Here is a 26753-nt window from a genome sequence, read left to right as displayed (position 1 = left end):
AGGCGAGCCATGATGATCAGGGAAATGTCGGAATACGATATCCGTGACATGATACAGCACACCCATCTGGGGCGGCTGGCTTATGTTCTCGATAATCGTCCTTTTATCATACCACTCAGTTTTCGGTTCAGCGGTGGTTCGCTCTATTCTTTTACTACCGACGGGCAGAAGACCGAAGCCCTGCGCAAGAACGATGCGGTTTGTATCCTTTTCGATCATATCGAGTCTCGGACCAACTGGCGCACCGTTGTGCTGAACGGTCATTATCGGGAAATCGATCGTGATGACGAAAAAAATGCGATCGTCGCGCTTATGGCTTCGGAACCGACCTGGTGGGAACCGGCATACATAAAGACGGTCGCGAAGGACGGACACGAACGCAAACTTGAACCGATCTTCTTCCGTATCGATATCGAAAGCGCGACGGGTCACCAGACTGGCTGAAAAGGAAGAAGGCCCGATAATTTCGGGCCCTTTCGATGTGGCTTTATTTTACCACTAGAACCGGTGTGTTGCTGCGCGTCAGGACTTCGTAGGTTTGACTGCCAAGAAGCATACCTTTCAGTCCGCGACGACCATGGGAAGCCATGACGATAAGATCGTTGCGCAGTTCCTTGGCTGTCTCAATGATGGATGTCGCCGGATGTGGGGCAACCTCATGCAATGTATGGACCTCGACTTGAGCTTCAGCCGCCAGTTCGCGAGCACGGGCGAGGGATTTATCGGCGTATTCGTTCCATTCCTGCTCGAAACGCTCGATGAAGGCGGGGCTATCCGTCCAACCGCCAGGAAGCCCTGAAACAGAATAGGGAGCGGTCACAGTCAGTACCGTCACCTTCGCGCCGACAGTACGTGCCAGCTTAAATGCGTGGACGAGCCCGCGCTCTGCAAATTCTGACCCATCGGTGGTTACGAGAATATTCTTATACATGCTGCCCTCGCTGTTGCTTTCCTATCTTTAAGCTACAGCATCGATCCAAAAACCGGGATCGATTTTTGGAAACAACGATGCGTAGTGCTAGTAAATTAGAGCGACCTTTGTGCGTTCAAATGGACGCACGGCGCTTTAATGCGTTAAAGAGCCATATCAAATCCCTTGCCTGACGAGTTATTGAGACGGAACGATTGCATGCCCCTCGACTGCGACGCATTTCATGCCAGCTGGATCGCGACAGTTCTCAATCTCGATTGGCCGTCGCGCAGTTCGTCCCGCATCGAGGACGATGTCGAACGCATAAAGCGCCAGAAAGAAGAGCTGCTCAGGCTTTTCGATGAAGCATCCGAGCATGGTATCAATGCTGTCATCTTTCAGGTTTCGCCGACTGCCGATGCTTTTTACCAGTCATCCTATTTACCGTGGTCGTCCTATCTGACGGGAACTCTAGGCAAAGATCCGGGCTTTGATCCGCTGAAGTTTGCAATTCAGGAAGCGCATAAGCGCGGCATAGAACTGCATGCATGGCTTAATCCCTATCGTGTTTCGATGGATACGAAGCCATCTACCCGCAAGGAATTGCGGAATTCGTCAAACGAGTCGCCAGCCAGTGTTTTCAAGTCCCACCCCGACTGGGTAAGCGTTTCGGCCGACCGTTATGTTCTCGATCCCGGTATTCCGGCGGTTCGCGAGTGGGTGACGAATGTGACGGCAGAGGTCGTGCAGAAATATGATGTCGACGGCATTCAGTTCGATGATTATTTCTACTACGAAACAGCATCATCGAAACTCGATGACGACAAATCATATGCACGGTTTGGCACACGCTTTTCGAGCAAATACGAATGGCGCCGCTACAACACCCATACGCTGGTGCGGGAAATTTCGGACAGGATAAAATCCATCAAACCAAATGTTCGTTTCGGCATCAGCCCGAGCGGCGTTTGGCGCAACGCTGCCGACGATCCGCGCGGTTCTGCAACCCGCGCCGGAAAAACCAATTATGACGGAGATTTTGCCGACACCCGGCGTTGGGTGAAAGAAGGGATGATCGACTATATCGCGCCGCAGATTTACTGGTCCTTTGGCCGCAAGGATGTGTCCTACGGGACGATTGCGAAATGGTGGGCCGATACGGTTCGTGACACGAAGACAGATCTCTACATCGGTCTCGCACTCTATCGGGCCGGCTCAGGAACCACACTCGAACCCAGCTGGCAGGCGGGTGAAGGTGTGACCGAAATCAAGCGCCAGCTAGAACTCAATGAATCTTTGCCAGAGGTGAAGGGGAGCATTCTATTTCGTCAGGGGTTCCTCTCTGATCCGAAGCTCAAAGGTGTGTCGAACTATCTGAAGAAGACGTGGGGCAAATGCAAACCGCTGAAAGCTGACGGAAAAAAGTGATGATGGATTGCTGAATTGTCGCTTGTTTGATTGAAATCAAAGAGCTTCGTTTGAGCGGGTGCTAACGAACAATCGTTGCCGGTTTCCACCAGAGTCGGTGACCCGGGGTGCCGAGGCCCTACTCGAATGGCACCCCGGCTAAATCAATCTGTCGAGCGCATGAGCGCGATCTTTCCGTAACGTCGCCTATCGACAGCCAGCGGGTGCTGTCGGCGTTGCTCCCCTCTGTTTCATCAAATCAGCACCCGCGTCTCCAACAACCTTGTTGTATATTTTAGCGGTTCTTGATCCTAATCAAGGCGGATGATTGCCACCGTGGTTAGAGCAGATTCAACCGGGAGTTTGCGTTTTTGGATCGCTCCCCCAATTCACCGGTTGCTAAATGAAAAGGTAGTTCCATATCCTCCCAAGAAGGTTCTGGCCGATGCCGGAGGCAGGGCGGGGGATAATGAAACCCCTTGCAGACAGTGACCGCTTGCCGGTGCTTCATCTGAAGACGGCATTGTGACGACGATGGCAATGAGGGTGTTTCATTATGGCTTTCAACCGTAAGCAATGGATACTGGCAGGAGCGATTATCGTCTTTGCCGCAGGCGGGTATTATGCCTGGAAAGCGTTGAACGGCGATGGGTTGCCGGAAGGTATCGCCAAGGGCAACGGTCGCATCGAGGCGGTTGAGATCGATATTTCGACGAAGAGTCCGGGCCGTATTCGCGAAATCCTTGCAGATGAGGGCGATTTCGTGCAGGCCAATGACATTCTCGCACGCATGGATACGGATCAGCTGGAAAGTCAGCGCAAGCAGGCTGAGGCGCAATTGCGCCGGGCAGAGATTGGTATAGAGACGGCGCGCAGTCTTGTCACGCAGCGCGAAGCCGAGCACACGGCTGCAGAGGCGACCGTGGCACAGCGGGAAGCGCAACTGGATGCTGCCCAACGTCGTCTGGTCCGCTCCCAGCAATTGACGCAATCGCGCACGGTTTCCCAGCAAGTTTTGGACGATGATCGCGCGACGGCGCAGGGCGCAGAAGCGGCTGTCGGTGCAGCCAAGGCGCAGCTTGCGGCCACGGAAGCAGCCATTGGGGCAGCCAAGGCGCAGGTGGTGGATGCCGAGGCATCGGTTGAGGCCGCCAAGGCCGCAATCGCAAGCATTGAGGCAGATATCAACGACGCCACTTTGAGGGCGCCCAAGCCAGGACGTGTTCAATACCGCGTTGCCCAACCGGGAGAAGTACTTTCCGCAGGTGGGAGGGTGCTCAATCTTGTCGACGTCAGCGACGTTTATATGACCTTCTTCCTGCCGACGGCGCAGGCCGGGCGGGTGGCCATGGGTGCCGATGCCCGGATCGTTCTCGATGCCGCGCCGCAATATGTCATTCCTGCAAAGATCAGCTTTGTGGCTGACGTGGCCCAATTTACGCCGAAGACCGTTGAAACGGAGGAAGAGCGCCAGAAGCTGATGTTCCGCGTAAAGGCGAAAATCCCGCAAGAACTGCTTCAAAAATATATCCAGCAGGTGAAAACCGGATTGCCGGGCATGGCTTATGTCAAGCTTGACGCTAATGCTGAGTGGCCGAAAAATCTTGCGGAAACCGTGAAATGAACGACGTTCCTGTCGAAGCTGGCGCCAAAGACGACAGCTTTGTCGTCCGCGCGCAAGACGTAGGACTGTCCTACGAGAAGGCACATGCTCTGCGCGAGGTGAACCTTGATATTCCCGCTGGTTGCATGGTTGGTTTGATCGGGCCTGACGGGGTTGGGAAATCGAGCCTGTTATCGCTGGTCGCCGGAGCGCGAACGATGCAACAGGGACGCATCGAGGTTCTCGGCGGTGATATTTCAGATAAGCGGCATCTTCAGTCTGCTTATCCCCGTATCGCCTATATGCCGCAGGGGCTTGGGAAGAACCTCTATCCCACGCTTTCGGTGTTCGAGAATATCGACTTTTTCGGACGGCTGTTCGGACATAATCGAAAAGAGCGTGAGCGTCGTATCGTCGATCTTCTGGCGCGCACGGGCATGTCGGCTTTCGCGGACCGCCCGGCTGGCAAGCTATCAGGCGGGATGAAGCAGAAGACCAGCCTATGCTGTTCGCTCATCCATGATCCGGACCTGCTTATACTCGATGAGCCAACGACAGGTGTTGACCCTCTATCTCGGCGCCAGTTCTGGGAGCTGATTGATGACATCCGCAAGGATCGGCCAGGAATGAGTGTCATCGTCGCCACGGCCTATATGGAAGAGGCCGAGCGCTTTGACTGGCTGGTCGCTATGAATGATGGGCAGATTCTGGCGACGGGTACACCGCACGAATTGCTGCAGCGCACCAACACTCCCAATCTCGATGCGGCTTTCATCGCGCTCTTGCCGGAGGAATTGCGGAAAGACCATCAGGATATCGAAATTCCACATCGCGATTTCGGTGCGGATGCTGAGATCGCGATTGAGGCAGAACACGTCACTGTTCGCTTCGGCAACTTCACTGCCGTGAATGATGTAAGTTTTCGAATTCCGCGTGGTGAAATCTTCGGATTTCTGGGGTCCAACGGTTGCGGCAAGACCACGACCATGAAGGTTTTGACCGGGTTGTTGCCTGCCAGTGAGGGAACGGCGCGGCTGTTCGGGCGAGAGGTCGATCCCAAGGATATCGATATACGCCGTCATGTCGGATACATGTCGCAAGCGTTTTCGCTTTATTCAGAGTTGACCGTTCGTCAGAATCTGGAACTCCATGCCAAATTGTTCGATATGGCACCGGATCTGACCGAGCGCCGTATTCAGGAATTGACCGAACGCTTCGATCTTATTGAGGTTATGGATTCCTTACCCGACGCCTTGCCGCTCGGTATCCGCCAGCGCCTGTCACTGGCTGTGGCTTTGATCCATTCACCTGATATTCTCATTCTTGATGAGCCGACATCGGGTGTGGACCCGGTCGCTCGTGACGCTTTCTGGCAAATCCTCGCCGATCTGTCGCGCACGGACAATGTTACGATCTTCGTTTCTACCCATTTCATGAATGAAGCCGAGCTTTGCGACCGGATTTCGCTGATGCATGCAGGTAAAGTTCTGATTAGCGATACGCCTAAGGCGATTACCGAAAGTCGCCATGCTGAGACTCTGGAAGAAGCTTTCGTCGCATATCTTCAGGACGCCATTGGTGAAACAGAACAGTCAGCGCCATCGCCTGCAATTGTCCCAGAACAGATAACAGAGGCAGGCGAAACGCATCCAAAGAAGGCTTCAAGCTGGATGCCGGACTTGCGGCGAATGCTGGCCTATACGCGGCGCGAGGCGCTTGAACTGAAACGCGATCCGATCCGCGCAACATTGGCTATACTCGGTAGTGTCATCCTGATGTTTGTCATTGGCTATGGTATTAACCTGGATGTCGAGAATCTGAAATTTGCGGTGCTCGACCGTGACGATACGACGATCAGCCGTGATTACACGCAGCAAATTGCAGGTTCGCGCTATTTTTCCGAACAGCCTCCCATAACCGACTACGATGATCTGGACCGGCGAATGCGGGATGGCGAGATCAGTCTGGCTATCGAGATACCGCCGAATTTTGCCGCAGATGTCATGCGTGGGCGCCCGGTGGAAGTTGCCGCCTGGATTGACGGCGCTATGCCCACACGAGCCGAGACAATCAAAGGCTATGTTCAAGGCATGCACGCCAACTGGCTGACGCAGAAAGCCCGGGAGCTTTACGGTAGTGCGGCGAATGTCGGCAGCTTCAATCTGGAGATACGCTACCGCTATAATCCCGATGTGCAAAGCCTCGTGGCAATGGTGCCGGCGGTCATTCCGTTGCTGCTGCTCATGATCCCTTCGATGCTGGCAGTGTTGAGCGTGGTTCGCGAAAAAGAATTGGGGTCGATTATCAATTTTTACGTGACGCCCGTGACGAAATTCGAGTTTCTATTCGGCAAGCAACTGCCCTATATCGGGCTGGCATTTTTGAATTTCCTGATGTTGACAGCCTTTGCGGTGTTTATTTTCAGGGTGCCGTTCACAGGGAGTTTTCCGACTTATGCGCTGGCGGCGCTGCTTTATGTCACGATCGCGACCGGCATGGGGCTGGTGCTGTCCACCTTCATGAACAGCCAGATCGCAGCGATCTTCGGAACGGCGCTTCTGACACTCATTCCGGCTGTGCAGTATTCCGGTATCATTGACCCCGTATCGTCGCTGCAAGGTGCGGGCGCGTTCATCGGTAAAATCTATCCGGCGACCTATTTCGTAACCATTTCGCGCGGGGTTTTCTCCAAGGCCTTGGGGTTCGCCGATCTCGCAGGTTCGTTTTTGCCGCTGCTGATTGCGGTGCCGGTTCTCATGGCGCTCGCTATCGTTCTTCTTAAGAAACAGGCGAGCTAAGATGCGGATATCCAACATATTCCAGCTTGGCGTGAAGGAACTGCGCGGTCTGGCGCGCGATCCAATGCTGCTGATCCTGATCGTCTATGCTTTTACGCTTGCAATTTATACGGCTTCCAAGGCGATGCCTGAGACTCTCAACAATGCGGCGATAGCTATTGTCGATGAAGATCAGTCGCCTGTTTCGAGCCGGATCACGACGGCATTTTATCCGTCATATTTCGTACCGCCGAAGCTGATTTCGTCCTACGAAATGGATGCCCGGATGGATGAGGGGCTTGATACATTTGCACTGAACATACCGCCGAATTTCCAGCGTGATCTTTTGGCTGGCCGTTCGCCGACCATTCAGCTCAATGTCGATGCAACCCGAATGAGTCAGGCCTTTACCGGTGGCGGCTATGTGCAGTCGATTGTGTCGAGTGAGGTGAGCGAATTCCTCAATCGCTATCGCGGTAGTGCACAAACGCCCGTCGAACTCAATCTCAGGGCGAGGTTCAATCAGGATTTGAACAAGGGGTGGTTCGGGGCGATCAACAATGTGATTTCATCGGTTACGATGCTATCGATCATCCTGACGGGGGCCGCACTTATTCGGGAACGCGAACACGGAACCATAGAACATCTATTGGTGATGCCAGTGACGCCGGTTGAAATCATGGTCAGCAAGATTTGGTCCATGGGGCTGGTCGTGCTGGTTGCCTCGGCGTTTGCACTGGTTTTCGTGGTGCAGGGGCTGCTTGCCGTTCCGATCTATGGGTCGGTGTCGCTGTTTCTCGTTGGTGCAGCGCTCCAGCTTTTCGCAACGACCAGCCTTGGTATTTTTCTGGCCACTGCGGCTGGGTCAATGCCGCAGTTTGGAATGTTGCTGATGCTGGTGCTTTTGCCTTTGCAGGTGCTTTCGGGAGGGACAACGCCCCGGGAAAGCATGCCTGAAATCATCCAGACAATCATGCTGGCAGCGCCGAATACGCATTTCGTCATATTGGCGCAATCGATCCTGTTTCGCGGAGCAGGGCTGGGTGTTGTCTGGCCGCAATTCCTGGCACTGATCGTCATTGGCTCGGTGTTGTTTTATTTTGCGCTCCAGCGTTTCCGCGCATTCCTGCGATAGGAAAATTCTTTGAAAACAGGAGGCTGAATCCATTCCTTGTGAATGTGATTCAGTTTTCTGTGCCGGATTGCGCTTCAGCGGAGTTGCGAATCCTTAACCATGTTGCTATCGCAATTCTCAGGAAACGGTTCCGCTATTGAGGCGGATGAAAAGGGAACACGGTGAAGCCATTCTGGCTGATGCCGCGACTGCCCCCGCAACTGTAACCGGAGAGCTATCCTCCACAGCCGCGTAAGCGGTGAAAGCCACTGAGAGCAGTCGATGCACTCGGGAAGGCGGAGGGAAAGCGACGACCCGGAAGTCAGGAGACCTGCCGTATCCGGTCACCCATGCATGGATACGGGGTGTGTCCAGGCGCGGCTGTCCGTGGCGGTGACATTGTTGAAATGTTGCCGTCGGGAAGAGGGGCACTTCAGTGCCATGATTACTTCAACCTGCGGTGCGAGGAAAAGCCGGTATCGGTCTCCGGTCCGGCGGGTTGAGGGAAAATGCATCTTTTGAAATCATCTGTTCTATTGGTATCGGCCAGTGTTCTTGCGCTGCCGTCCACGACGCTTGCTCAGAGTCTGCCAGACAGCGATGGTAGTGTCGTCCTTGATACAATCGTGATCACGCCCTTGCGTCGCGCATCTTCGCTGCAGCGCTCGACCTCGTCCGTGACTGTGATCGATTCAGCGGACATAGAACGCTCGGCAGCCCCGGATCTGCAGTCGCTGCTGAAGTCCTATAGTGGGGTTTCCATCAAGACGAATGGAGGGCAGGGGTCATCTTCGGATATCTACATGCGCGGCATGTCGTCCAAGCAGACGGTCGTTCTCATCAATGGCGTGCGCACAGCGTCGGCGACAAGCGGTGCAACCGCGCTTGCAAACATCCCTCTGAGTTCCATCGACCGTGTTGAAATTGCTAAGGGCGCTCATTCGGCGCAATACGGCGCCGATGCCATGGGTGGGGTGGTCAATATCATCACCAAGCAGGGCGGTGCCTGCGGTGAGCGCTCCTGGTGTGGCAGCCTTTCTACCGGTGTCAGCCACCCATGGGGTGGGTATGCGTCCGGGTCCATTCAGGGACGGAGCAACGACGGTGTCGACTATGCCTTCGGTGCAGCCATAACCGGCACGCAAGGATATGACTTCACCACATCGGATGCCTATGGCCATGAACCTGATCGCGATGGATTTCTGCAGGGCTCTTTCAATTTTGCGCTGTCGAAGGATTTCGACTGGGGTAAAATTTATGCGGACGGTCTCCTTAGCCGAGGGCGCAATCAGTATGATGCCAAGGCACCATCACCGAACCAGGCCGATAGTGCCGCATTTACCGGCAAGATCGGAACACGCATCGATCATACGGCGGATTGGTCATCGACACTGGAATTCAGCACCGGTATCGACAACAGCCGTAACTTTCGGAAAGGCGTGAGCGGTTCGGATCGGTTTGAAACCAAGCGGTATGGTGTCTTTGCCTCGACTGAAAAGAGTTTCGACACCGGCAAGGTCAACCACACCGTGACCGCTGGTGTGGAAGCTTACCGCGAGGAGATCAATACCACCGTTGCTTATGATGAAACCAGCCGCGATATGGCTGCTGTATTCGGTCAATATTCGCTCGAATATGAGGCGCTGCGTTTCGATGGCGGGCTGCGTTACGACCATAACAGCCAGTTCGGCGATGTCGTGACCTATAATCTGGGTACGAGTTATGAAGTGCTGCCAGACCTTGTTTTACGGTCATCCTATGCCACGGGTTTTCGGGCACCAACCTTCAACGAACTCTATTATCCGGGCTTCGCCAACCCTGATTTGCAGCCGGAAAAGTCCCGTTCGTATGAAGTTGGCTTGAACTGGCAGGCTACGGCTTCGACAAGCCTTGATCTGGCGTTCTATCAGACATGGTTGCGCGATGCGATCATGAGCACCGCGCCATCCTATCTGCCTTACAATGTTGCCAGCGCGAAGGTTACGGGTTTCGAAGCCACATTGGCGCATCGTTTCGATGATCGCTGGGGCGTCAAGGGATCGGTCGATCTGAAGCAGCCAATCGATGAAGATACGGACCAGGATCTTCCCTATCGTGAACGTTTCAAGGCGGCGGCTGAGGTCAATTTCACTCCTATTGAAAAGCTCGATCTGACAGCAAGATTGATCTATGGCGGTTCGCGTTATGCTGATGCTGCGAACAGCAAGAAGCTTGGAGACTATGTGACGGCTGATTTCGTGGCACTCTATTCCATCGACAAGCAGTCGCAGTTGAAGTTCTCGGTCGAGAATATTTTTGACAAGGATTATCAGACCAGCTCCGGCTATATTGCACCGGGACGCACGATCAATGTCGGATTGACCCGGAATTTCTGAGGCTGAACAGAGAATGAAAAGGGCATCCGCAAAATGGATCACCAGCTTCTGCCTCGCGGCGGGACTGGCCCTTTTCGTTCGAAATTCTGCAGACGCCGCGGACATTCCCCATCACGTCGTTTCCATTAACGTATGCACCGATCAGCTTGCATTGCTGCTGGCCAATGAGGGCCAGTTGCAGTCGATTTCGTACTTGTCACAGGACCCGGAATTGTCCGTCATGGCTGCGAAAGCTCGGGAGTTGCCGGTCAACCATGCGCAGGCAGAAGAGGTCTTTCTGATGAAGCCTGATCTCGTGCTGTCGGGCACATTTTCGTCGAGGGCAACGGTTGGGCTATTGCGCAGGCTCGGTGTTCGTGTGGAAGAGTTCGCGCCAGCACGCTCGTTCGGTGATATAGAAGATCATCTGCGCCGCATGGGTGAGCTGCTCGGAAGACAGGCGGAAGCCAGCCGGGAAATCGACAAAATGAAAACTGCTCTGGCGGCAATCCAGCCCCCGGTCCGCCGCAAGACGGTCGCGCTTTATAATGCCAACAGTTACACATCAGGTCGGGGAACGCTGGTTGATGAGGCCGTGCGTCTTGCCGGGCTTGACAATCTGGCCGACAAGGCAGGGATCAGCGGTTCAGCTCCGCTGCCGCTGGAAAAGCTGGTGCTCGAGAAGCCGGATATTCTGGTGCGTAGTTCAAGAGATCGCGCGCCTGCGCTGGCTTTCGAGAATTTTGAACATCCGGCGTTGCGGGCGCTTGAAAAACAGGCGAGGGCGGTGACGATAGCGGATAATCTGACAGTTTGCGGTGGGCCATTCAGCGTCGAAGCCGTGGCGGAACTTGCGGAGGCGGCGCGTGACTGAACGTAACCGCTTCTATCTTCTGCTCGTCGGGCTGGCCATGCTTGTGGTTTTGCTCTTCATCATTTCGTTGCTGACCGGGCCGGCGACGATCGGTATTACCGACAGCCTCAAGGCGCTTTTCGGCGATGACAGCGAAATGATCGTGCTGGTCATGCGCGAAATTCGCCTGCCGCGGGCACTGCTCGCGCTTCTTATCGGGGCCTCGCTTGGATTGTCCGGCGCTGCCTTGCAGGGCTACCTGCGCAACCCGCTTGCGGAACCCGGCCTGCTTGGCGTGAGCGCATCCGCGTCGTTCGGCGCGGTTATCGCTATTTACAGCGGTCTCTCACTTCTGTTTCCGCTGGCTTTGCCGCTCCTCGCGCTTGCAGGTGCCTTTGTGTCGGTGTTTCTCGTCAAGCTTCTGGCAGGGCGCAATGCCGGTACGCTTGCGGTCATATTGGCCGGTGTCGCGGTGACGAGCCTCGCTGGTGCATTGACGGCGCTGGCGCTGAACCTGTCGCCCAACCCATTTGCCGCAATGGAAATCGTCTTCTGGATGCTCGGATCGCTGGCCGATAGATCGATGACGCATGTGGCTCTCGCCGCACCATTTATCCTTATTGGCTGGGCGATGCTCCTGGCACTCGGGCGATCACTCGACAGTCTGACACTGGGGGCCGATGCTGCGGCAACGATGGGTGTCAATCTGGCTCGTGTGCAGCTTTTTGCCGTGCTGGGTACAGCTGCCTGCGTGGGTGCTTCCACCGCTGTTGCCGGTGCTATCGGTTTCGTAGGGCTGGTCGTTCCTCATCTTCTGCGTCCGCTTGTCGGTGCGCGTCCATCACGATTGCTGGTTGCAAGCGGTTTCGGCGGGGCCGCCCTGTTGTTGGCGGCTGACGTATTGGTGCGTGTCGTCATGCCGGGGCGTGAACTGAAACTGGGCGTTCTGACGGCAATCATTGGCGCACCATTCTTTCTATGGCTTGTGTTCAAGTATCGGAGGCAGCTTGTATGACATCGCTTTCGATAAAAAATCTTTCCGTTACGCTTGGCGGGAAGGCGGCACTCAGCGACGCAAGTTTCGATGTTCATGGCGGTGAATTCATCGGACTGATTGGACCTAACGGCGCGGGGAAAACGACATTGTTACGCGCCATTCTGGAACTGGTTGCTTCCCGAGGGGAGATTTCGCTCGACCGGGGCGATGTACGCCAGATGAGTGCTTCCACAAAAGCGCAGAACCTCGCTTATCTGCCGCAGGAGCGTGATGTTGCGTGGCCGGTATCAGTGGAGATGCTTGTTTCTTTGGGGCGCTCTGCTTTGAAGCCGGTTTTTGCAAGTATGAGTGCGCAGGATAAAATGCTCATCGAGACTGCAATGCAGCGCATGGACGTTACGCGATTTCGAGAAAGGTCGGCGATGGAGCTTTCCGGTGGAGAGCGGGCACGCGTGCTGATCGCACGCGTTCTGGCGCAGGATACGCCCGTAATACTTGCCGATGAGCCGGTGGCCGGGCTCGACCCTTCTCATCAGCTTGGGCTGATGGAAACTTTCGCTAAACTTGCAAAAGAGGGCAGAACTGTCGTCGCTTCATTGCATGAGTTGAGCCTTGCGGCACAGCATTGCACGCGCCTTATTCTGCTCGACAAGGGACATATCGTTGCGGATGGGGAACCAACGAAAGTTCTCACGCCACAGCTATTGCATGATGTCTACGGTATTCGAGCGAAAATCATGACGGTGGATGGCGAGTTCATCGTCCATCCGACCTCCCGTGTAGGCTAGACATTTTTCCACAGACGCTCGCGGGAAGAGGCGTAGATGGTTTCTACCGTCTTCTGGACTTCATATCCTTCGCGAAAATCGGCGGGATTGTTCTTCTGTCCCATTGCGGCAAGCAGGAAGTCGCGGACTTCGATTGTCTTGAGATCATTGAAGCCAATCTGATGGCCGCCAGCTACGCAAAATGCGCCATAGGGTTCGTGTTCAGGTCCGGCGAAAATCTTGCGGAAGCCCTGTTGTCCCTTTTTGTCGGAAAAGAGAAACAGGTCGAGTTCGTTGAAGCGTTCCTGCGAAAAGAACAGGGAGCCTTTCGATCCAGAAATCTCGAAATCGTGCTGCATCTTGCGACCGCTGGTGATCCAGCTTGCTTCGAGTGTGCCGGTCGCTCTGTTTTCAAAACGTACGAAAGCGCGGCAAACATCGTCCACTTCCACAGGTTTTATCTGCGAAAGGTTCAAACTATCTGGGCGCTCATTTATGATTGTGACGGCGTCTCCCATAACCGCCGTTATCGGGCCAACAAGATGGCGTGCTGTAGCGATGATATGGCTGCCTATATCGGCTAACGCTCCTCCACCGCCTGCCGGATCGAGACGCCAGGTCCATGGAATGTCAGCGTCGGCCATGAAGTCTTCCGCATGAATACCGCGAAAATTGCGAATTTCGCCCAGTTCACCGCTGTCGATGATTTCCTTGGCCAGTTTTATCATCGGATTTTTCAGATAGTTGAACCCAACGGCAGTCTGAACACCTTTCCGTTCCGCGGCGAGCGTCATTTCGAGGCACTCAGCAGCGGTGGGTGCAAGCGGCTTTTCGCAATAGACGTGTTTGCCCGCTTCAATGGCGGCGAGCGCCATTTCCCTGTGAAACCGGTTTGGCGTTGTGATGTCGATGAGATTGATATCCGGGTTTGAGATCAGTGTACGCCAATTGTCGGTAGCATTTGCAAATCCCAGTTGTTTTGCGGCTTTTTTTGCCAATTCCACATTCACATCGGCCAATGTGTGAAGCTGCACTTCAATCGGTAAGTCGAACACCCGGTTGACGTTTGCGAGCGCGAGGGCGTGCGTCTTGCCCATGAAACCGGACCCGATCAAACCTGTCACCACAACCTCAGCCCTATCAGCCATTGTCATTCCTCCAGAAACGATGGTCGAAGCGTTTGGTGCTGCGCAACTCCTTTGGGAAATAAGCATATCGTCGGCAGCTTATGCGATTGACATGGGCTACCAGAAATGGAATTATAATTCCACGATAATTTGTTATGAATGTTTCATTCTATTGAAGAGATCCACGAGCTGCGTGTGTTCACGGGTAAAACGCTTGGAGGAGCGCCGGAATACAGCAGGCGAAAGGTAAAGCGTTAACGCAAACCGGCGGGGAGTGCCGGACAAGGGAGGAGTGAACATGCAATCTCTATTGAAGTCGGCCGTAGCCGGGGTGGCCTTGCTGGCTGCGTCTTTCGCAGCTCACGCGGCCGATATTAATATCGTCGTCGTCAGTCATGGTCAGGCTTCGGACCCCTTCTGGTCTGTCGTGAAGAATGGTGTTGCCGAAGCGGCGAAGGATACCGGCGCGAAGGTTGATTATCGTGCGCCGGAAACTTTTGACATGGTGCAGATGGCCCAGCTTATCGACGCCGCAATCAATCAGAAGCCGCAGGGTATTGTGGTTTCCATTCCAGATGCGGATGCGCTTGGACCGTCAATCCAGCGGGCTGTAGCAGCCGGTATTCCGGTCATTTCCATGAATTCCGGTTCCGATGCCTCGAAGAAGCTCGGCGCTCTGCTGCATGTCGGTCAGGATGAATTCGATGCCGGTAAGGTCGCAGGCGAAGCATTGAAGAACGCTGGCGGCAAGAAGGGCATTTGCGTCAATCAGGAAGTGGGTAACGTCTCGCTCGATCAGCGCTGCGCAGGCTTCAAGGAAGGCTTTGGCGATGTAACGGTTCTGCCGACATCGACCGATCCTGCTGAAAACGAAGCCAAGGTTCGTGCTGCCTTGGCATCTGATGCTGCCGTCGACACAATCCTGACGCTCAATGCGACATTGGCAGGTGAACCGGCTGTGAAAGCCGCTGCCGAAAGCGGTCGCAGTGGAATCCATGTTGCGACGTTCGATATGTCGGCGGGCTTCCTGGAAGCTGTCGAAAAGGGGCAGGCGGATTTCGCCATCGACCAGCAGCAGTTCCTGCAAGGCTATCTTCCGGTATCGTTCCTCGCGCTTAACGCGAAATACGGTTTGATGCCGGGTGGCAATGTCCCATCGGGTCCGAACCTGATCACCAAGGACAAGGCCAAGCAGGTCGTGGAACTTTCGGCCAAGGGCATCCGGTAAGCATCATTTAGACCATCTGATATCGAACCCGCCCATGAAAATGGGCGGGAACGGGTCTCTGTACCCAAAATGAATCAGGAGAAGATCATGAGTGAGCCACTTCCCCATGAAAAGGCCAGCACGGCGGCGCTATCGAAGGATGAGCGACTTCAGTCGGCGAGCCCATTGCAACGGCTCCTGAGTCGGCCGGAATTGGGGGCGGTCTCCGGCCTGATCCTTATTACGATCTTTTTCGTCTCAGTTGCCAATCCGGCTATGTTTACCGCAGCCGGCATTATGAACTTCATGGCCCCTGCTTCGCAGCTCGGTATTCTAGCCGTCGCTGCGGCACTTCTCATGATTGGCGGTGAATTCGATCTCTCTATTGGCTCGATGGTGGCTTTCGCTGGCTTGATCTTCGCCGCAGCTTTGGTTGTATGGCAGGTGCCGCTTGCCATCGCCATCATCGTTACCTTGCTGTTCGCCGCATTTGTGGGTGTGGTGAATGCCCAGATTGTTATCCGGACTGGATTGCCATCATTTATCGTAACGCTCGCATTCCTGTTCATTCTGCGCGGTCTGTCGCTGGTTGGGCTGAAATGGGCAACAGGCGGCGCTACCCAGTTGCGTGGGGTGAAGGAAGCGGTTGCAGGCAGTTATCTTGCCGGTATTTTTTCGGGCGATGCCTTTCAGGGATTTTTCGCCTGGATGGCTGAAAACGACCTGATTGACAAATTTCCCAATGGTGAGCCTTCGGTAAAAGGTGTGCCGGTCGAGGTTCTCTGGTTCATCGCCATTGCCCTTATCGCAACCTATGTGCTGGTGCGCACACGTTTCGGCAACTGGATTTTTGCGGCAGGCGGTGACGCTCTGGCTGCTCGGAATTCCGGCGTGCCTGTGCGTCGCGTCAAGACGACGTTATTCATGTGTACGGCAATGGCTGCGGCGTTGGTGGCTATCCTTACCGTTCTGGATGCCGGTTCAACCGATGCGCGCCGTGGCTTCCAGAAGGAGTTCGAGGCGATTATCGCTGCGGTCATCGGCGGCTGTCTGCTGACCGGCGGCTATGGTTCTGCAATTGGTGCGTTCTTCGGAGCGATCATCTTCGGCATGGTGTTGATCGGGCTGACCTATACCCAGATCGATCAGGACTGGTATCTGGTGTTCCTCGGCGGAATGCTTCTGATCGCGGTGCTCTTCAACAATTTCATTCGCAAGCGCGCGACCGGCGAGCGCTGAGAGGGAGATTTGCCATGACGACACCCATCATTGAAGTTCGCAATCTTGTTAAACATTTCGGTCCGGTCATTGCGTTGAACGGCGTCTCGCTGAGTGTGGAACCGGGACAGGTGCATTGTCTGCTTGGCGATAATGGTGCAGGCAAATCAACCCTGATCAAGACGCTTTCCGGTGTTCACAAGCCGACCAGCGGCGACTTTCTGGTCGAGGGGAAGCCAGTCATCTTCAAAAGCCCACGCGATGCGCTCGATCATGGCATTGCAACCGTCTATCAGGATCTTGCGATGATCCCGCTGATGTCGGTCATGCGGAATTTCTTTCTTGGACGCGAGCCGACAAAGGGCGTCGGGCCCTTCCGCTGGTTCGACACGCTGCAGGCCGAAGAAATAACGCGCGAAGAGATGCGCAAGATCGGGATCGATGTGCGTGATCCGCAGCAAGCTGTCGGTACTCTGTCCGGAGGCGAGCGCCAATGTGTGGCGATTGCCCGCGCCGTCTATTTCGGCGCAAAGGTGCTGATCCTCGACGAACCGACCTCTGCGTTGGGCGTGCGGCAAACGGCTATGGTTCTCAAATACATCAATCTTGTGCGCTCACGCGGGCTGGGTGTGATCTTCATCACACATAATGTTCGTCATGCTCATGCAGTCGGTGACAAGTTCACAGTTCTCAATCGCGGGGTAACGCTTGGAACACGCACGAAGAACGATGTGGACATGGACGAACTACAAAGCCTCATGGCGGGCGGACAGGAGCTCGCCAACCTGACTGCTGAACTGGGTGGTCGGGTTTGACAGGGATTTTCGGAGCGTAGAATGAGTGGACAAATCAGCGGTAAAGTTGCTGTCATCACAGGAAGTACGCAGGGGCTCGGAGCAGCAACAGCGAAACTGTTTGCCGAAAGAGGCGCTGAAGGTCTTGTGATATGCGGGCGTTCGGTTGAAAAAGGACGCGCGCAAGTCGATCAGTTGGTAAATCTCGGAGCCAAAGCCGTCTTCGTGCAGGCTGATCTTGAGAAGGTGGAAGACTGCTGCAAGATCGTATCGGAAGCTGACCGTGTTTTTGGAAAGCTAGACGTCCTCGTAAACGCTGCAGGTCTGACGGATCGGGGCACCATTCTGGACACCAGTCCGGAATTGTTCGACCGTTTATTTGCTGTGAATACGCGAGCACCATTCTTCCTCATTCAAGAGGCAATAAAACTGTTCCGACGCGATAAGGTGCAGGGGACAATCGTCAATATTTCTTCGATGTCGTCGATGGGCGGCCAGCCTTTTATTGCAGCTTATTGTGCTTCCAAGGGGGCACTGGACACCCTGACCCGGAATGTGGCCTATTCGGTTCTGCGCAATCGTATCCGCATCAATAGCCTGAATATAGGTTGGATGGCATCGGACGGTGAAGATCGTATCCAACGTGAATTTCATAATGCGCCGGAGAACTGGCTGGATGACGCGGCGAAGAGCCAGCCTTTCGGCAGATTGATCGATCCAAGTGAAGTTGCTCGCGCGATAGCATTTCTGGCTTCGGAAGAATCCGGCTTGATGACGGGTGCCATCGTGAATTTCGATCAATCGATCTGGGGTGCCTATGGTACATCTCCGCATCCCGATCACCCGCTTTGAGTGGCTGACAGTATCTCGATGCTTGATTGAGAGGGGTAGTAACCGCTTCAATAGCTGAAATGGCTCCATAGATATTTCATTCGAACCGAGAATGCTTCGTGCGTTGCTTTGTTCGAGTATTGCTTGAGCAAACTGTAAAATATTGTGAGAAACTTTTACGATCCTGCTTGCGCTTGCAATTTCAGGTAGTTAGAGCATCTGTCTGCCTGACCGATTCAGGCTGTGTGTTTCAAGCAGTTGTTTCAGCCGTATTTACGCGATGTCGAAGCCTCCCTTTCGTCCGCGAATTCGTTCTGGCAATGGCTTGCACAGACACCGTTTTAATTTGCGCTGAAAGGACCAGCATCGTGGAGCAGGCAAAGAACGGAACCCGTAAGGGTGGGCGCAAGGCGCTATGGGCGGCGGTTGCGGTAATCGCTATCGCTGCGGCCGGTTTGACCGGATACAAGATCACACTTGAGAAGACGATTACGTCTCAGCTTGAAAAGCGTGGCGGCAAGGCTTCGTCCGTCGAAGCTGACTTTCTCGGACGTATTCATCTGCGCGACGTGACGTTGCCGCTGAAGGATGGCTCCAACGTTCGTATCGCTTCGGTTGACGGACGTCCCAAGTTTCTGTTCCTCACCGGCATGCTAAATGCGTCGGGCATTGATACGGAGATCGGAAACTACAAGATTTCAATTCCAAGCGTGGCAATCGAGGACGCTAATTTCGATACCGCCATGCTGAAAGATACTTTCGGCAATAGCGGTCTGACGCTGCCGGAGCGGGTTGGTCGGTTCTCGGCAAAGCGCCTGACTGCGCAGGAAATCAAGGTTATCCAGACCGTCGCGAATAACGAACAGAACATTGTCTACAAGGACGTTGCACTGGAAGATATCAACCTCGGTAAGGTTGCTCGTTATACGGCGGGCGGCACGGCTTTCGACTTCACGATCCAAGTTCCGGGTGAAGACGGTGAAAAAGTCTCGGACAAGATGACAGGCACTATGGGGCCTGCAGAAGGCAAGGACATCGATGGTGTCTTCCTCGCCCGTCTCTACACCGAAAAGGCAGGCCCGGACGACAAGGAAGCTAAGCCGGTCTATGGTCCGTTCTCGGCGAAGAATATCGTCATGAAGACGAAGGATGCGAATTTCAGCTATGATGAAATTCGCAGCAGTGGGTTCACGGCTCGCATGCCTGCCGTGCCGTTTACCGAAACCTTGAACAAGCTCCAGTCCCTCGAAAATGCGGACGAACTTTCGCCGGAAGAAACGCGCGAGCTTATTCTTCAGTTGAGTTCTCTGTTTGACATGATCGGCAAAGGCGATGTCGAAATGCTCGGCATGAAAATCGAGCCGACTGATGCGTCGAAAGGCAAAGGCGGTATCGAGCGCGTCGCAGTTTCTTTCGACAATCAGAAGATGGATGCGACGATCAAAGGTTTGGCCTTCTCCGAAGGTCAGGACTACATGAAGATGGAGGAAGCTTCCTTGAAGGGCTTCTCCTGGGCAACTTCAGTCGAAGCCCTGAAAAAGTTTGCCGCGCTGAATGAGGACGAAGTTGAAAACTTCCCTTTCACGACCATGCTTCCGGAATTCGGTACGCTTAAGGTCGTGGGGATCGACGCCGATCTGCCATATGAAAAGTCTGAAGATGTTGATGCAGGCGAAGAAAACGCGGACGATGGAGATCAGGCTGTAACCGAAGAACCGTCGGTTCCTTCGCTGCCTGAACGCATTCAGTTCGCCATGAAGAGCTACGAAGTCGCTCTCAACAAACCTTACAACGGTATTCCGACCGATGTACGCGTCGCGTACGAAGATATGTCGCTCAAAGTGCCGACACAGGCTGATGACGAGTTTTACCAGCAGCTTCGGGCACTTGGCTATGATAGTCTCACCATGTCGTCAAACTTTGAGGCAAGCTGGGATGAAGCAAACCAGAATCTGATCATTAAGGACATCTCGATCAGCGGCAAGGATATGGGTACCGTATCAATGTCCGGTTTGATGGGCGGTCTGACGAAGGAATTCTTTTCTGGCGACAAGGTGATGATGCAGGTCGCTCTGCTTGGGCTCAAGGCCAAGCAAGTAAACCTGAAAATTGAGGAAAAGGGCATCATCTCCAAGGCTATCAAGACTTATGCTAAAGAAAAAGATATGTCGGAAGATGAAGTGCGCAGCACGATATCTTTGATGGCTGCAGCCTCTCTGCAGGAGCTGGCAGCTGACCAGCCACAATTGCAGGATGTTGCGACGGCGTTTTCTACTTTCCTCGCAAAGCCAAACATTTTCGAGCTCTCTGTCAAAGCGAAAGCTGAAAAGGGAATTGGCGCTCTCGAAATGGTAGCGGCATCGCAAGATCCGCTCACTCTGCTCGACAAAGTCGATATCGAAGCCAAGGCGGAATAATCGACTATTCCATCGACATATGTGAAACGCCGGCCTTTGGTCGGCGTTTCTGTAACCAGAGCTTCACCAAAACATTACACAAGGGTCATGCCCTTGATATATAAGGGTCCTAGTAAGCCTCGGAAATAACGAGGCCAATATGACCAGAAAAAATGTCCTGCTTATCGTCGTTGATCAATGGCGAGCAGATTTTATCCCTCACCTGATGCGGGCGGAGGGGCGCGAACCCTTCCTCAAAACTCCCAATCTTGATCGCCTTTGCCGGGAAGGCTTGACCTTCCGCAATCACGTCACGACCTGCGTGCCGTGTGGCCCGGCAAGAGCAAGCCTGCTTACGGGGCTCTACCTGATGAACCATCGGGCAGTGCAGAACACCGTTCCGCTCGATCAGCGCCATTTGAATCTCGGCAAAGCTCTTCGTGCCATCGGCTACGATCCCGCGCTCATCGGTTACACGACGACGACACCTGATCCGCGCTCGACGTCCCACAGAGATCCGCGTTTTACGGTTCTTGGCGATATCATGGACGGGTTTCGCTCCGTAGGCGCATTCGAACCCAATATGGACGGGTATTTTGGCTGGGTGGCGCAGAACGGCTTCGAACTGCCGGAGAATCGCGAAGATATCTGGCTGCCGGAAGGGGAGCATTCCGTTCCGGGCGCTACCGACAAGCCGTCGCGTATCCCGAAGGAGTTTTCGGATTCTACATTCTTCACCGAACGCGCGCTGACATACTTGAAGGGGAGGGATGGCAAGCCTTTCTTCCTGCATCTTGGCTATTATCGTCCACATCCGCCATTCGTCGCCTCCGCGCCTTATCATGCGATGTACAAGGCCGAAGATATGCCTGCACCCGTTCGCGCGGACAGTCCGGATGCCGAAGCGGCACAGCATCCCCTTATGAAGCATTATATCGATCACATCAGGCGCGGTTCGTTCTTTCATGGGGCGGAAGGGTCGGGTGCAACGCTTGACGAGGGTCAGATTCGCCAGATGCGCGCCACCTATTGCGGCCTGATTACGGAAATCGACGATTGTCTGGGGCGGGTCTTCGCTTACCTTGATGAAACGGGTCAGTGGGACGATACGCTGATCATCTTCACCAGCGATCACGGTGAGCAGCTCGGTGATCATCATCTGCTTGGCAAGATTGGCTACAATGACGAAAGTTTCCGCATTCCGTTGGTTATAAAGGATGCAGGACAGAACCGGCACGCTGGCCAGATTGAAGAAGGCTTTTCCGAAAGCATCGATGTCATGCCAACCATCCTCGAGTGGTTGGGCGGGGAAACGCCACGTGCTTGCGACGGACGTTCGCTACTGCCGTTTCTGGGCGAGGGAAAGCCCGCCAACTGGCGTACAGAACTGCATTACGAGTTCGACTTCCGCGACGTCTTCTACGATCAGCCGCAGAATTCGGTCCAGCTTTCCCAAGATGATTGCAGCCTTTGCGTAATTGAGGACGAAAACTACAAGTACGTGCATTTTGCGGCCTTGCCGCCACTGTTCTTCGATTTGAAGGCAGACCCGCACGAATTCAACAATCTGGCTGAAGATCCCGCTTATGCGGTTCTCGTTCGCGACTACGCCCAGAAGGCTTTGTCGTGGCGGCTGTCTCATGCCGACCGGACACTCACCCATTACAGATCCGGCCCGCAAGGGCTGACAACGCGCAACCATTGATCTCAGGAGCAACCAAATGATCAATCTGACCCGACGCGGAATGCTTGGCCTTTCAGCCGGTGCCGCCGGTTCGCTCGTCCTGCCGCGCTTTGCAATCGCACAGGCTGACAATCGCCCATCGATCACTATTGCAGTCCAGAAGGTGGCGAACAGCAATACGCTCGACGTTCTTCGCGAACAGTCGAATGTCGGCGAACGCGTTTTCTTCTCCAGTATATGGGAAGCGTTGATCGACCGCGACTGGCTGGGCGGTCTTTCCGCAGTACCAGGTCTTGCGACCGAATGGACCCGCATTGACGACAAAACCGTTGAACTGAAACTCCGGCAAGGCGTGAAGTTCCACAATGGCGACGAGATGACCGCCGAGGACGTTGCCTTCACTTTTGGCAAGGAACGTATGTTTGGCGACACGCAGCCAGCCGAAGGCAAGACAATATATGTCTCAGAGAAAAACCCGCTCGGTCGTGAAAGCAAGGAACTGCCGCTTGAAGTGCCAGCAACGGCACGCCGCTCGTGGCCAGCCCTTCTTGGTGTCGAAATAGTCGACAAATATACCGTACGCTTCAAGAACGGTACGCCGGACGTCACGATGGAAGGCCGCATTTCCCGTTACGGCAGCCAGATCATGAGCCGTCGTGGTTGGGAAGAGTCGCCGAGCTATCTCGATTGGGCGCGCAAGCCGGTTACTACCGGGCCTTACAAGGTTGTTGAGTTCAAGCCGGACAATATGCTGGTGCTCGAGGCTCATGACGAATATTGGGGCGGACGCCCGCCGCTAAAGCAGATCCGCTTCATCGAAGTGCCGGAAGTAGCTTCCCGCATCAATGGTCTGCTCTCGGGTGAATATCAGTTCGCCTGTGATATTCCGCCGGATCAGATCGAGGGCATCGAAAAGAACGACGCTTTCGAGGTTCAGGGCGGCACGATTCTTAACCACCGTCTAACCGTGTTCGACAAGTTCCATCCACAACTGGAAAATCCGTTGGTACGTCGCGCATTCACCCATGCGATCGATCGCCAGGCGATCGTAGATTCGCTGTGGGCCGGTCGTACGGTCGTTCCGGCTGGTCTCCAGTGGGATTATTATGGCGATATGTTCGTTCAGGGCTGGAATGTTCCGGAGTATAACCCGGATCTCGCAAAACAGCTTTTGAAAGAAGCCGGTTACAAGGGTGATGCAATCCCTTACCGCCTGCTCAACAATTACTATACCAACCAGACCCCAACTGCGCAGATCCTTGTGGAGATGTGGAAACAGGTGGGTCTGAACGTTGAAATCCAGATGCAGGAAAACTGGCAACAGGTTCTGGAGAAGAGCCCAGGACGTGCCGTGCGCGACTGGTCCAATTCCGCGCCTTTCAACGATCCGGTTTCTTCCATCGTCAGTCAGCACGGTCCGAATGGCCAGCAGCAACAGGTCGGCGAGTGGACGAATGAGGAAGCAAACAAGCTTTCCGTCATTCTGGAAACCAGCACCGACCATGCCAAACGCAAGGAAGCGTTCAAGCGGATGCTGGAAATCTGTGAACGGGAAGACCCTGCTTACACAGTCCTTCACCAGAACGCGACGTTCACTGCCAAGCCGAAGTCATTGAAGTGGAAGGCGGCGCCTGCTTTCGCAATGGATTTCCGCAAAAACAACTGGGCATGATCCATTTGTAGAGGCGGGCCCGGTTCGGCCGGGCTCGCTTTTCCTTTGGGGTTTCAAGCCCCGCGACTGTGAATGAACCAGAAGGATTGCATCATGCCGCTGGTCGAAATTTCCAATCTCAAAGTAGCCTTTGATGGCGTGCCGGTTCTGCATGGTATCGACCTCTCGATTGAGCGGGGCGAGGCCGTCGGATTAGTCGGGGAGTCTGGCTGCGGCAAGTCTGTGACCTGGCTGGCGGCGCTCGGCCTCCTGCCGAAGAAGGCGTCGATCTCCGGTAGTGTTCTCCTGGAAGGAACAGAATTGCTGACCGCATCGCGCAGCACGCTCGAAGGTGTTCGGGGTGGTCGTATTGCGATGATCTTTCAGGACCCGTCGAGTTCGTTGAATCCGGTTATCCGGGTTGGGCGACAGATTGAGGAAGCCGTACGGCTTCATCGTAACCTGAAAGGATCAGCCGCCCGGACGGAAGCTTTGCGATTGATGGAACTGGTGGGGATACCGGATGCAGGCCGACGCATCGATAATTATCCGCACGAATTTTCCGGTGGTCAAAACCAGCGCTTGATGATTGCCATGGCGCTGGCAGGTAATCCCGATATCCTGATTGCAGATGAGCCTACGACAGCACTTGATGCTACGATTCAGGCTCAAATTCTTGATCTATTGGCTGCATTGCGTGCGGAAACCGGCATGGCTGTGGTCTTTATCAGTCATGATCTTGGGGCTGTATCGCAAATTTGCGAACGGGTCTCCGTCATGTATGCCGGGCGTATCGTCGAACAGGCCCGGACCGAAGCGCTTTTTACTGCTCCGCGTCATCCTTACACGCACGGCCTGTTTGATTCCATTCCCAGCCTTGAGGGCGGGCGCAGCCGACTCATACCCATCGAGGGCACAGTTCCTGAGCCCGGCAAGCTTCCGCAAGGTTGCTCATTCTCGCCACGCTGCTTGAGCGCGAGTGACCTCTGCGCTCGAAGCCTCCCAAGACTCGGTGTTCCGCAGGACGATGCCGGTGAGGGGCGTATGGTCGCCTGTTTTCATCCCTATCCGGCCGCGTCGCATTTGCTGCCGTCCATCGGCGGCCATATTTCAACCCCGGCGAGCACAAGGGCAATAGCACAATGACAGCCGCTCTCATCGAAGCTCGCGATATTGTCAAAACATACACGTCGCGCAAAGGCCCTTTTGCAAAACCTGTCGCAGTGCGCGCCGTCGACGGGCTTTCCATATCGGTCGCTCCGGCAACAACGCTGGGCATCGTTGGCGAGTCCGGTTCGGGTAAATCCACGACCGGGCGGCTGCTTCTCGGTCTGGAAGATCCCAGCGAGGGAGAGGTGACGTTTGAAGGTTCAGCCCTGCCTCGCCAGAAGACTGCAGGCTGGCGCGCTTTACGGGCGCGTATGCAGCTCGTCTATCAGGACCCTCTGGCAGCTCTGGACCGACGGTTGCCGATTGGCCGTCAGATTGCCGAGCCACTGGAGATTCACGGAATTGGAACCGCTGTTGAGCAGAAAGCGCGTGTTGCGGAGCTGATGCGAGCGGTCGGTCTCCGTCCCGATCAGGCTTCTCGCTATCCGCATGAGCTTTCGGGCGGGCAGCGCCAGCGTGTCGTCATTGCACGCGCCATCGCATGCAAGCCGCAACTCATTGTTTGCGATGAGCCTGTATCGGCGCTGGATGTTTCCATCCAGGCGCAGGTTGTGAACCTTTTGCGCGATTTGCAGGAACGTGAAGGCATAGCCATGGTTTTCATCAGCCATGATCTGAAGGTGGTGCGTAATATTTCGGATCGCGTTGCGGTTATGTATCTGGGCCGTATCGTCGAAGAAGCATCCTCGGATGAAATTTTTGCCCGACCGCTCCACCCCTATACGCAGGCGCTGGTGTCCAGTGTGCCGGTGGCCGGTGTTCCCCTCAGCGACCGCATCATCCTGCAGGGAGAGCCACCGAACCCTGCCGCGCGACCTGATGGTTGCGCCTTTCATCCACGTTGTCGTTTTGCGGCTGCGCGCTGCAGCAGCGCGACACCTGAACTCCTCGATATGCCAGCGGGACGCAAAGTAGCCTGCCATTTTGCAGGAACCCTGCAGACGGACAATTCTCATGCTTAGATTTCTGATGGTTCGCGGGGTTCGCGCATTTGTCACCATTCTTCTCGTGGTAACATTTGCTTTCGTCGTCCTGCGCATGTCTGGTGATCCGGCCCAGATCATCATGGGGCCGGATGCTCCACCTGAAGCCATAGCTGCCTTCCGGAAAAATTGGGGGCTTGATGACCCGCTCTGGCAGCAATATTTGCGTTATTTCGGAGCCATCGCGCGGGGCGATCTGGGAATATCGATGCGCGACGGCCAATCTGCAATCACACTGGTGACCGAGCGCATTCCCGCGACGCTTCAGCTTACGATACCGGCATTGCTGATCAAGCTTGGGCTTGGCATTCCGGCCGGAATTTATGCTGCGCTGCATCGCAACAGCTTCATTGACCGGGCTGTCATGGCTACTGCCGTCATCGGCTTCACTTTACCGAGTTTTGTTCTTGGCCTGCTGCTTGTGCTGGTGTTCTCTGTATCGCTTGGCTGGCTGCCCTCGGGCGGACAGGATAGCTGGATGCACGCCATTCTCCCCATCGTCACGATGGGGCTCGGCGGTGCGGCCATTCTGGCGCGGTTCTCCCGCAGCGCGATGATCGAGATTCTGGGGCAACCCTATATTCGTACGGCGAGCGCCAAAGGTGTGTCCTGGCGCAATGTGGTATGGCGGCACGCACTGCCTAACGCGGCTATTCCGATTGTCACTATCGTCGGGTTTATGGTCGGATCGCTGATTGCAGGAGCAGTGGTTGTTGAATCGCTCTTCTCATGGCCGGGCGTGGGCAGGTTGCTCGTGGTCTCGGTTGCCAATCGCGATCTTGCTATCGTGCAATGCATCCTGCTTCTTGTGGCGGCGACGATGGTTATTTCCAATTTCATTGTCGACCTTCTCTATGGTTATCTCGATCCGCGTCTGCGTCAGGCGCAGGGCAAGGCGTGAGACTGAACC

At 54.9% G+C, this 26753-nt stretch carries 21 protein-coding genes and 1 riboswitch; of the genes, 19 read left to right on the top strand and 2 right to left on the bottom strand.

The genetic code is table 11. From position 1 onward, the window contains the following. The first annotated feature begins 9 nt into the window (after positions 1–9). Positions 10–444, top strand: coding sequence for a pyridoxamine 5'-phosphate oxidase family protein (locus tag F9K94_RS04205; protein WP_151643814.1), 435 nt, complete (start codon positions 10–12; stop codon positions 442–444). Between the two features lie 43 nt (positions 445–487). Here the strand turns inward: F9K94_RS04205 and F9K94_RS04200 are convergent, their stop codons facing one another. Next, positions 488–931, bottom strand: coding sequence for a universal stress protein (locus tag F9K94_RS04200; protein ID WP_151643812.1), 444 nt, complete (start codon positions 929–931; stop codon positions 488–490). A 198-nt stretch (positions 932–1129) separates the two neighbouring features. Here F9K94_RS04200 and F9K94_RS04195 point away from each other — a divergent pair, with 198 nt between their 5' ends. The 8 genes from F9K94_RS04195 to F9K94_RS04155 all read left to right on the top strand — a co-directional run bounded on the left by F9K94_RS04195 (position 1130) and on the right by F9K94_RS04155 (position 12803). Further along, the gene (locus F9K94_RS04195; RefSeq protein WP_151643810.1) at positions 1130–2338 is read left to right on the top strand and encodes a glycoside hydrolase family 10 protein; all 1209 of its coding nucleotides are present in this window, start codon (positions 1130–1132) and stop codon (positions 2336–2338) included. A gap of 535 nt (positions 2339–2873) precedes the next feature. Continuing rightward, positions 2874–3941 carry an HlyD family secretion protein gene (locus tag F9K94_RS04185; protein WP_061346059.1) on the top strand — a complete coding sequence of 356 codons (1068 nt, stop codon included), beginning with the start codon at positions 2874–2876 and terminating at the stop codon, positions 3939–3941. Further along, positions 3938–6718, top strand: coding sequence for a ribosome-associated ATPase/putative transporter RbbA (gene rbbA, locus F9K94_RS04180; protein ID WP_151643808.1), 2781 nt, complete (start codon positions 3938–3940; stop codon positions 6716–6718). Before F9K94_RS04185 ends, rbbA begins: the two co-directional genes overlap by 4 nt. Position 6719: 1 nt before the next feature. Continuing rightward, on the top strand, positions 6720–7832 hold the full coding sequence (locus tag F9K94_RS04175) for an ABC transporter permease (protein WP_151643806.1): 1113 nt from the start codon (positions 6720–6722) through the stop codon (positions 7830–7832). Positions 7833–7940: 108 nt separating this feature from the next. Next, a riboswitch (cobalamin riboswitch) is annotated at positions 7941–8164 on the top strand. A 156-nt stretch (positions 8165–8320) separates the two neighbouring features. After that, positions 8321–10186, top strand: coding sequence for a TonB-dependent receptor domain-containing protein (locus F9K94_RS04170; protein ID WP_151643804.1), 1866 nt, complete (start codon positions 8321–8323; stop codon positions 10184–10186). Between the two features lie 13 nt (positions 10187–10199). Further along, complete coding sequence (locus tag F9K94_RS04165) at positions 10200–11039, top strand: ABC transporter substrate-binding protein (RefSeq protein ID WP_151643802.1); 840 nt, start codon at positions 10200–10202, stop codon at positions 11037–11039. Further along, entirely contained in the window at positions 11032–12033 is a 1002-nt protein-coding gene (locus F9K94_RS04160; protein WP_151643800.1) for a FecCD family ABC transporter permease, read from the top strand. The genes F9K94_RS04165 and F9K94_RS04160 overlap by 8 nt, the downstream gene beginning before the upstream one ends. Next, the gene (locus tag F9K94_RS04155; protein ID WP_151643798.1) at positions 12030–12803 is read left to right on the top strand and encodes an ABC transporter ATP-binding protein; all 774 of its coding nucleotides are present in this window, start codon (positions 12030–12032) and stop codon (positions 12801–12803) included. The genes F9K94_RS04160 and F9K94_RS04155 overlap by 4 nt, the downstream gene beginning before the upstream one ends. Here F9K94_RS04155 and F9K94_RS04150 read toward each other — a convergent pair. After that, entirely contained in the window at positions 12800–13930 is a 1131-nt protein-coding gene (locus F9K94_RS04150; protein WP_151643796.1) for a Gfo/Idh/MocA family protein, read from the bottom strand. The genes F9K94_RS04155 and F9K94_RS04150 overlap by 4 nt on opposite strands. A 277-nt stretch (positions 13931–14207) precedes the next feature. Between F9K94_RS04150 and F9K94_RS04145 the strand changes: the two genes are divergently transcribed. The 10 genes from F9K94_RS04145 to F9K94_RS04100 all read left to right on the top strand — a co-directional run bounded on the left by F9K94_RS04145 (position 14208) and on the right by F9K94_RS04100 (position 26744). Beyond that, entirely contained in the window at positions 14208–15137 is a 930-nt protein-coding gene (locus F9K94_RS04145; protein ID WP_012091817.1) for a sugar ABC transporter substrate-binding protein, read from the top strand. 87 nt (positions 15138–15224) lie between these two features. Next, entirely contained in the window at positions 15225–16355 is a 1131-nt protein-coding gene (locus F9K94_RS04140) for an ABC transporter permease (RefSeq protein ID WP_151643794.1), read from the top strand. Positions 16356–16369: 14 nt separating this feature from the next. Beyond that, positions 16370–17149 (top strand): ATP-binding cassette domain-containing protein, encoded by a 780-nt coding sequence (locus F9K94_RS04135; RefSeq protein WP_151643792.1) that lies wholly within the window; start codon positions 16370–16372, stop codon positions 17147–17149. A gap of 21 nt (positions 17150–17170) precedes the next feature. Further along, a complete protein-coding gene (locus F9K94_RS04130) occupies positions 17171–17980 on the top strand; it encodes an SDR family oxidoreductase (RefSeq protein WP_151643790.1) in 810 nt (269 codons plus the stop codon). A gap of 347 nt (positions 17981–18327) precedes the next feature. Beyond that, the gene (locus F9K94_RS04125; RefSeq protein ID WP_151643788.1) at positions 18328–20376 is read left to right on the top strand and encodes a hypothetical protein; all 2049 of its coding nucleotides are present in this window, start codon (positions 18328–18330) and stop codon (positions 20374–20376) included. A 139-nt stretch (positions 20377–20515) separates the two neighbouring features. Continuing rightward, complete coding sequence (gene pehA, locus F9K94_RS04120; protein ID WP_151643786.1) at positions 20516–22060, top strand: phosphoric/sulfuric ester hydrolase PehA; 1545 nt, start codon at positions 20516–20518, stop codon at positions 22058–22060. A 16-nt stretch (positions 22061–22076) separates the two neighbouring features. Beyond that, positions 22077–23711, top strand: a complete 1635-nt coding sequence (locus F9K94_RS04115; RefSeq protein WP_061346070.1) for an ABC transporter substrate-binding protein — start codon at positions 22077–22079, stop codon at positions 23709–23711. Positions 23712–23804: 93 nt separating this feature from the next. Beyond that, positions 23805–24836 carry an ABC transporter ATP-binding protein gene (locus F9K94_RS04110; protein ID WP_235920561.1) on the top strand — a complete coding sequence of 344 codons (1032 nt, stop codon included), beginning with the start codon at positions 23805–23807 and terminating at the stop codon, positions 24834–24836. Continuing rightward, positions 24833–25822 carry an ABC transporter ATP-binding protein gene (locus tag F9K94_RS04105; protein ID WP_151643784.1) on the top strand — a complete coding sequence of 330 codons (990 nt, stop codon included), beginning with the start codon at positions 24833–24835 and terminating at the stop codon, positions 25820–25822. Before F9K94_RS04110 ends, F9K94_RS04105 begins: the two co-directional genes overlap by 4 nt. Continuing rightward, the gene (locus F9K94_RS04100; RefSeq protein WP_151555688.1) at positions 25815–26744 is read left to right on the top strand and encodes an ABC transporter permease; all 930 of its coding nucleotides are present in this window, start codon (positions 25815–25817) and stop codon (positions 26742–26744) included. Before F9K94_RS04105 ends, F9K94_RS04100 begins: the two co-directional genes overlap by 8 nt. The last annotated feature ends 9 nt before the right edge of the window (positions 26745–26753 follow it).

Source organism: Brucella tritici (assembly GCF_008932285.1).
GTDB lineage: Bacteria > Pseudomonadota > Alphaproteobacteria > Rhizobiales > Rhizobiaceae > Brucella > Brucella tritici.
Note: the sequence above shows the minus strand (reverse complement) of the source record. Positions and strands in the feature narration are given on the sequence as shown.

What these genes read in the sequence shown, in the direction of transcription:
- F9K94_RS04105 (WP_151643784.1), top strand. Translation starts at nt 24,833, where the DNA reads ATGACAGCCGCTCTCATCGAAGCTCGCGATATTGTCAAAACATACACG.
- F9K94_RS04195 (WP_151643810.1), top strand. Translation starts at nt 1,130, where the DNA reads ATGCCCCTCGACTGCGACGCATTTCATGCCAGCTGGATCGCGACAGTT.
- F9K94_RS04170 (WP_151643804.1), top strand. Translation starts at nt 8,321, where the DNA reads ATGCATCTTTTGAAATCATCTGTTCTATTGGTATCGGCCAGTGTTCTT.
- F9K94_RS04135 (WP_151643792.1), top strand. Translation starts at nt 16,370, where the DNA reads ATGACGACACCCATCATTGAAGTTCGCAATCTTGTTAAACATTTCGGT.
- F9K94_RS04165 (WP_151643802.1), top strand. Translation starts at nt 10,200, where the DNA reads ATGAAAAGGGCATCCGCAAAATGGATCACCAGCTTCTGCCTCGCGGCG.
- F9K94_RS04200 (WP_151643812.1), bottom strand. Translation starts at nt 931, where the DNA reads ATGTATAAGAATATTCTCGTAACCACCGATGGGTCAGAATTTGCAGAG.
- F9K94_RS04115 (WP_061346070.1), top strand. Translation starts at nt 22,077, where the DNA reads ATGATCAATCTGACCCGACGCGGAATGCTTGGCCTTTCAGCCGGTGCC.
- F9K94_RS04155 (WP_151643798.1), top strand. Translation starts at nt 12,030, where the DNA reads ATGACATCGCTTTCGATAAAAAATCTTTCCGTTACGCTTGGCGGGAAG.
- F9K94_RS04110 (WP_235920561.1), top strand. Translation starts at nt 23,805, where the DNA reads ATGCCGCTGGTCGAAATTTCCAATCTCAAAGTAGCCTTTGATGGCGTG.
- F9K94_RS04175 (WP_151643806.1), top strand. Translation starts at nt 6,720, where the DNA reads ATGCGGATATCCAACATATTCCAGCTTGGCGTGAAGGAACTGCGCGGT.
- F9K94_RS04150 (WP_151643796.1), bottom strand. Translation starts at nt 13,930, where the DNA reads ATGGCTGATAGGGCTGAGGTTGTGGTGACAGGTTTGATCGGGTCCGGT.
- F9K94_RS04145 (WP_012091817.1), top strand. Translation starts at nt 14,208, where the DNA reads ATGCAATCTCTATTGAAGTCGGCCGTAGCCGGGGTGGCCTTGCTGGCT.
- F9K94_RS04140 (WP_151643794.1), top strand. Translation starts at nt 15,225, where the DNA reads ATGAGTGAGCCACTTCCCCATGAAAAGGCCAGCACGGCGGCGCTATCG.
- rbbA (WP_151643808.1), top strand. Translation starts at nt 3,938, where the DNA reads ATGAACGACGTTCCTGTCGAAGCTGGCGCCAAAGACGACAGCTTTGTC.
- F9K94_RS04205 (WP_151643814.1), top strand. Translation starts at nt 10, where the DNA reads ATGATGATCAGGGAAATGTCGGAATACGATATCCGTGACATGATACAG.
- F9K94_RS04100 (WP_151555688.1), top strand. Translation starts at nt 25,815, where the DNA reads ATGCTTAGATTTCTGATGGTTCGCGGGGTTCGCGCATTTGTCACCATT.
- F9K94_RS04130 (WP_151643790.1), top strand. Translation starts at nt 17,171, where the DNA reads ATGAGTGGACAAATCAGCGGTAAAGTTGCTGTCATCACAGGAAGTACG.
- F9K94_RS04185 (WP_061346059.1), top strand. Translation starts at nt 2,874, where the DNA reads ATGGCTTTCAACCGTAAGCAATGGATACTGGCAGGAGCGATTATCGTC.
- pehA (WP_151643786.1), top strand. Translation starts at nt 20,516, where the DNA reads ATGACCAGAAAAAATGTCCTGCTTATCGTCGTTGATCAATGGCGAGCA.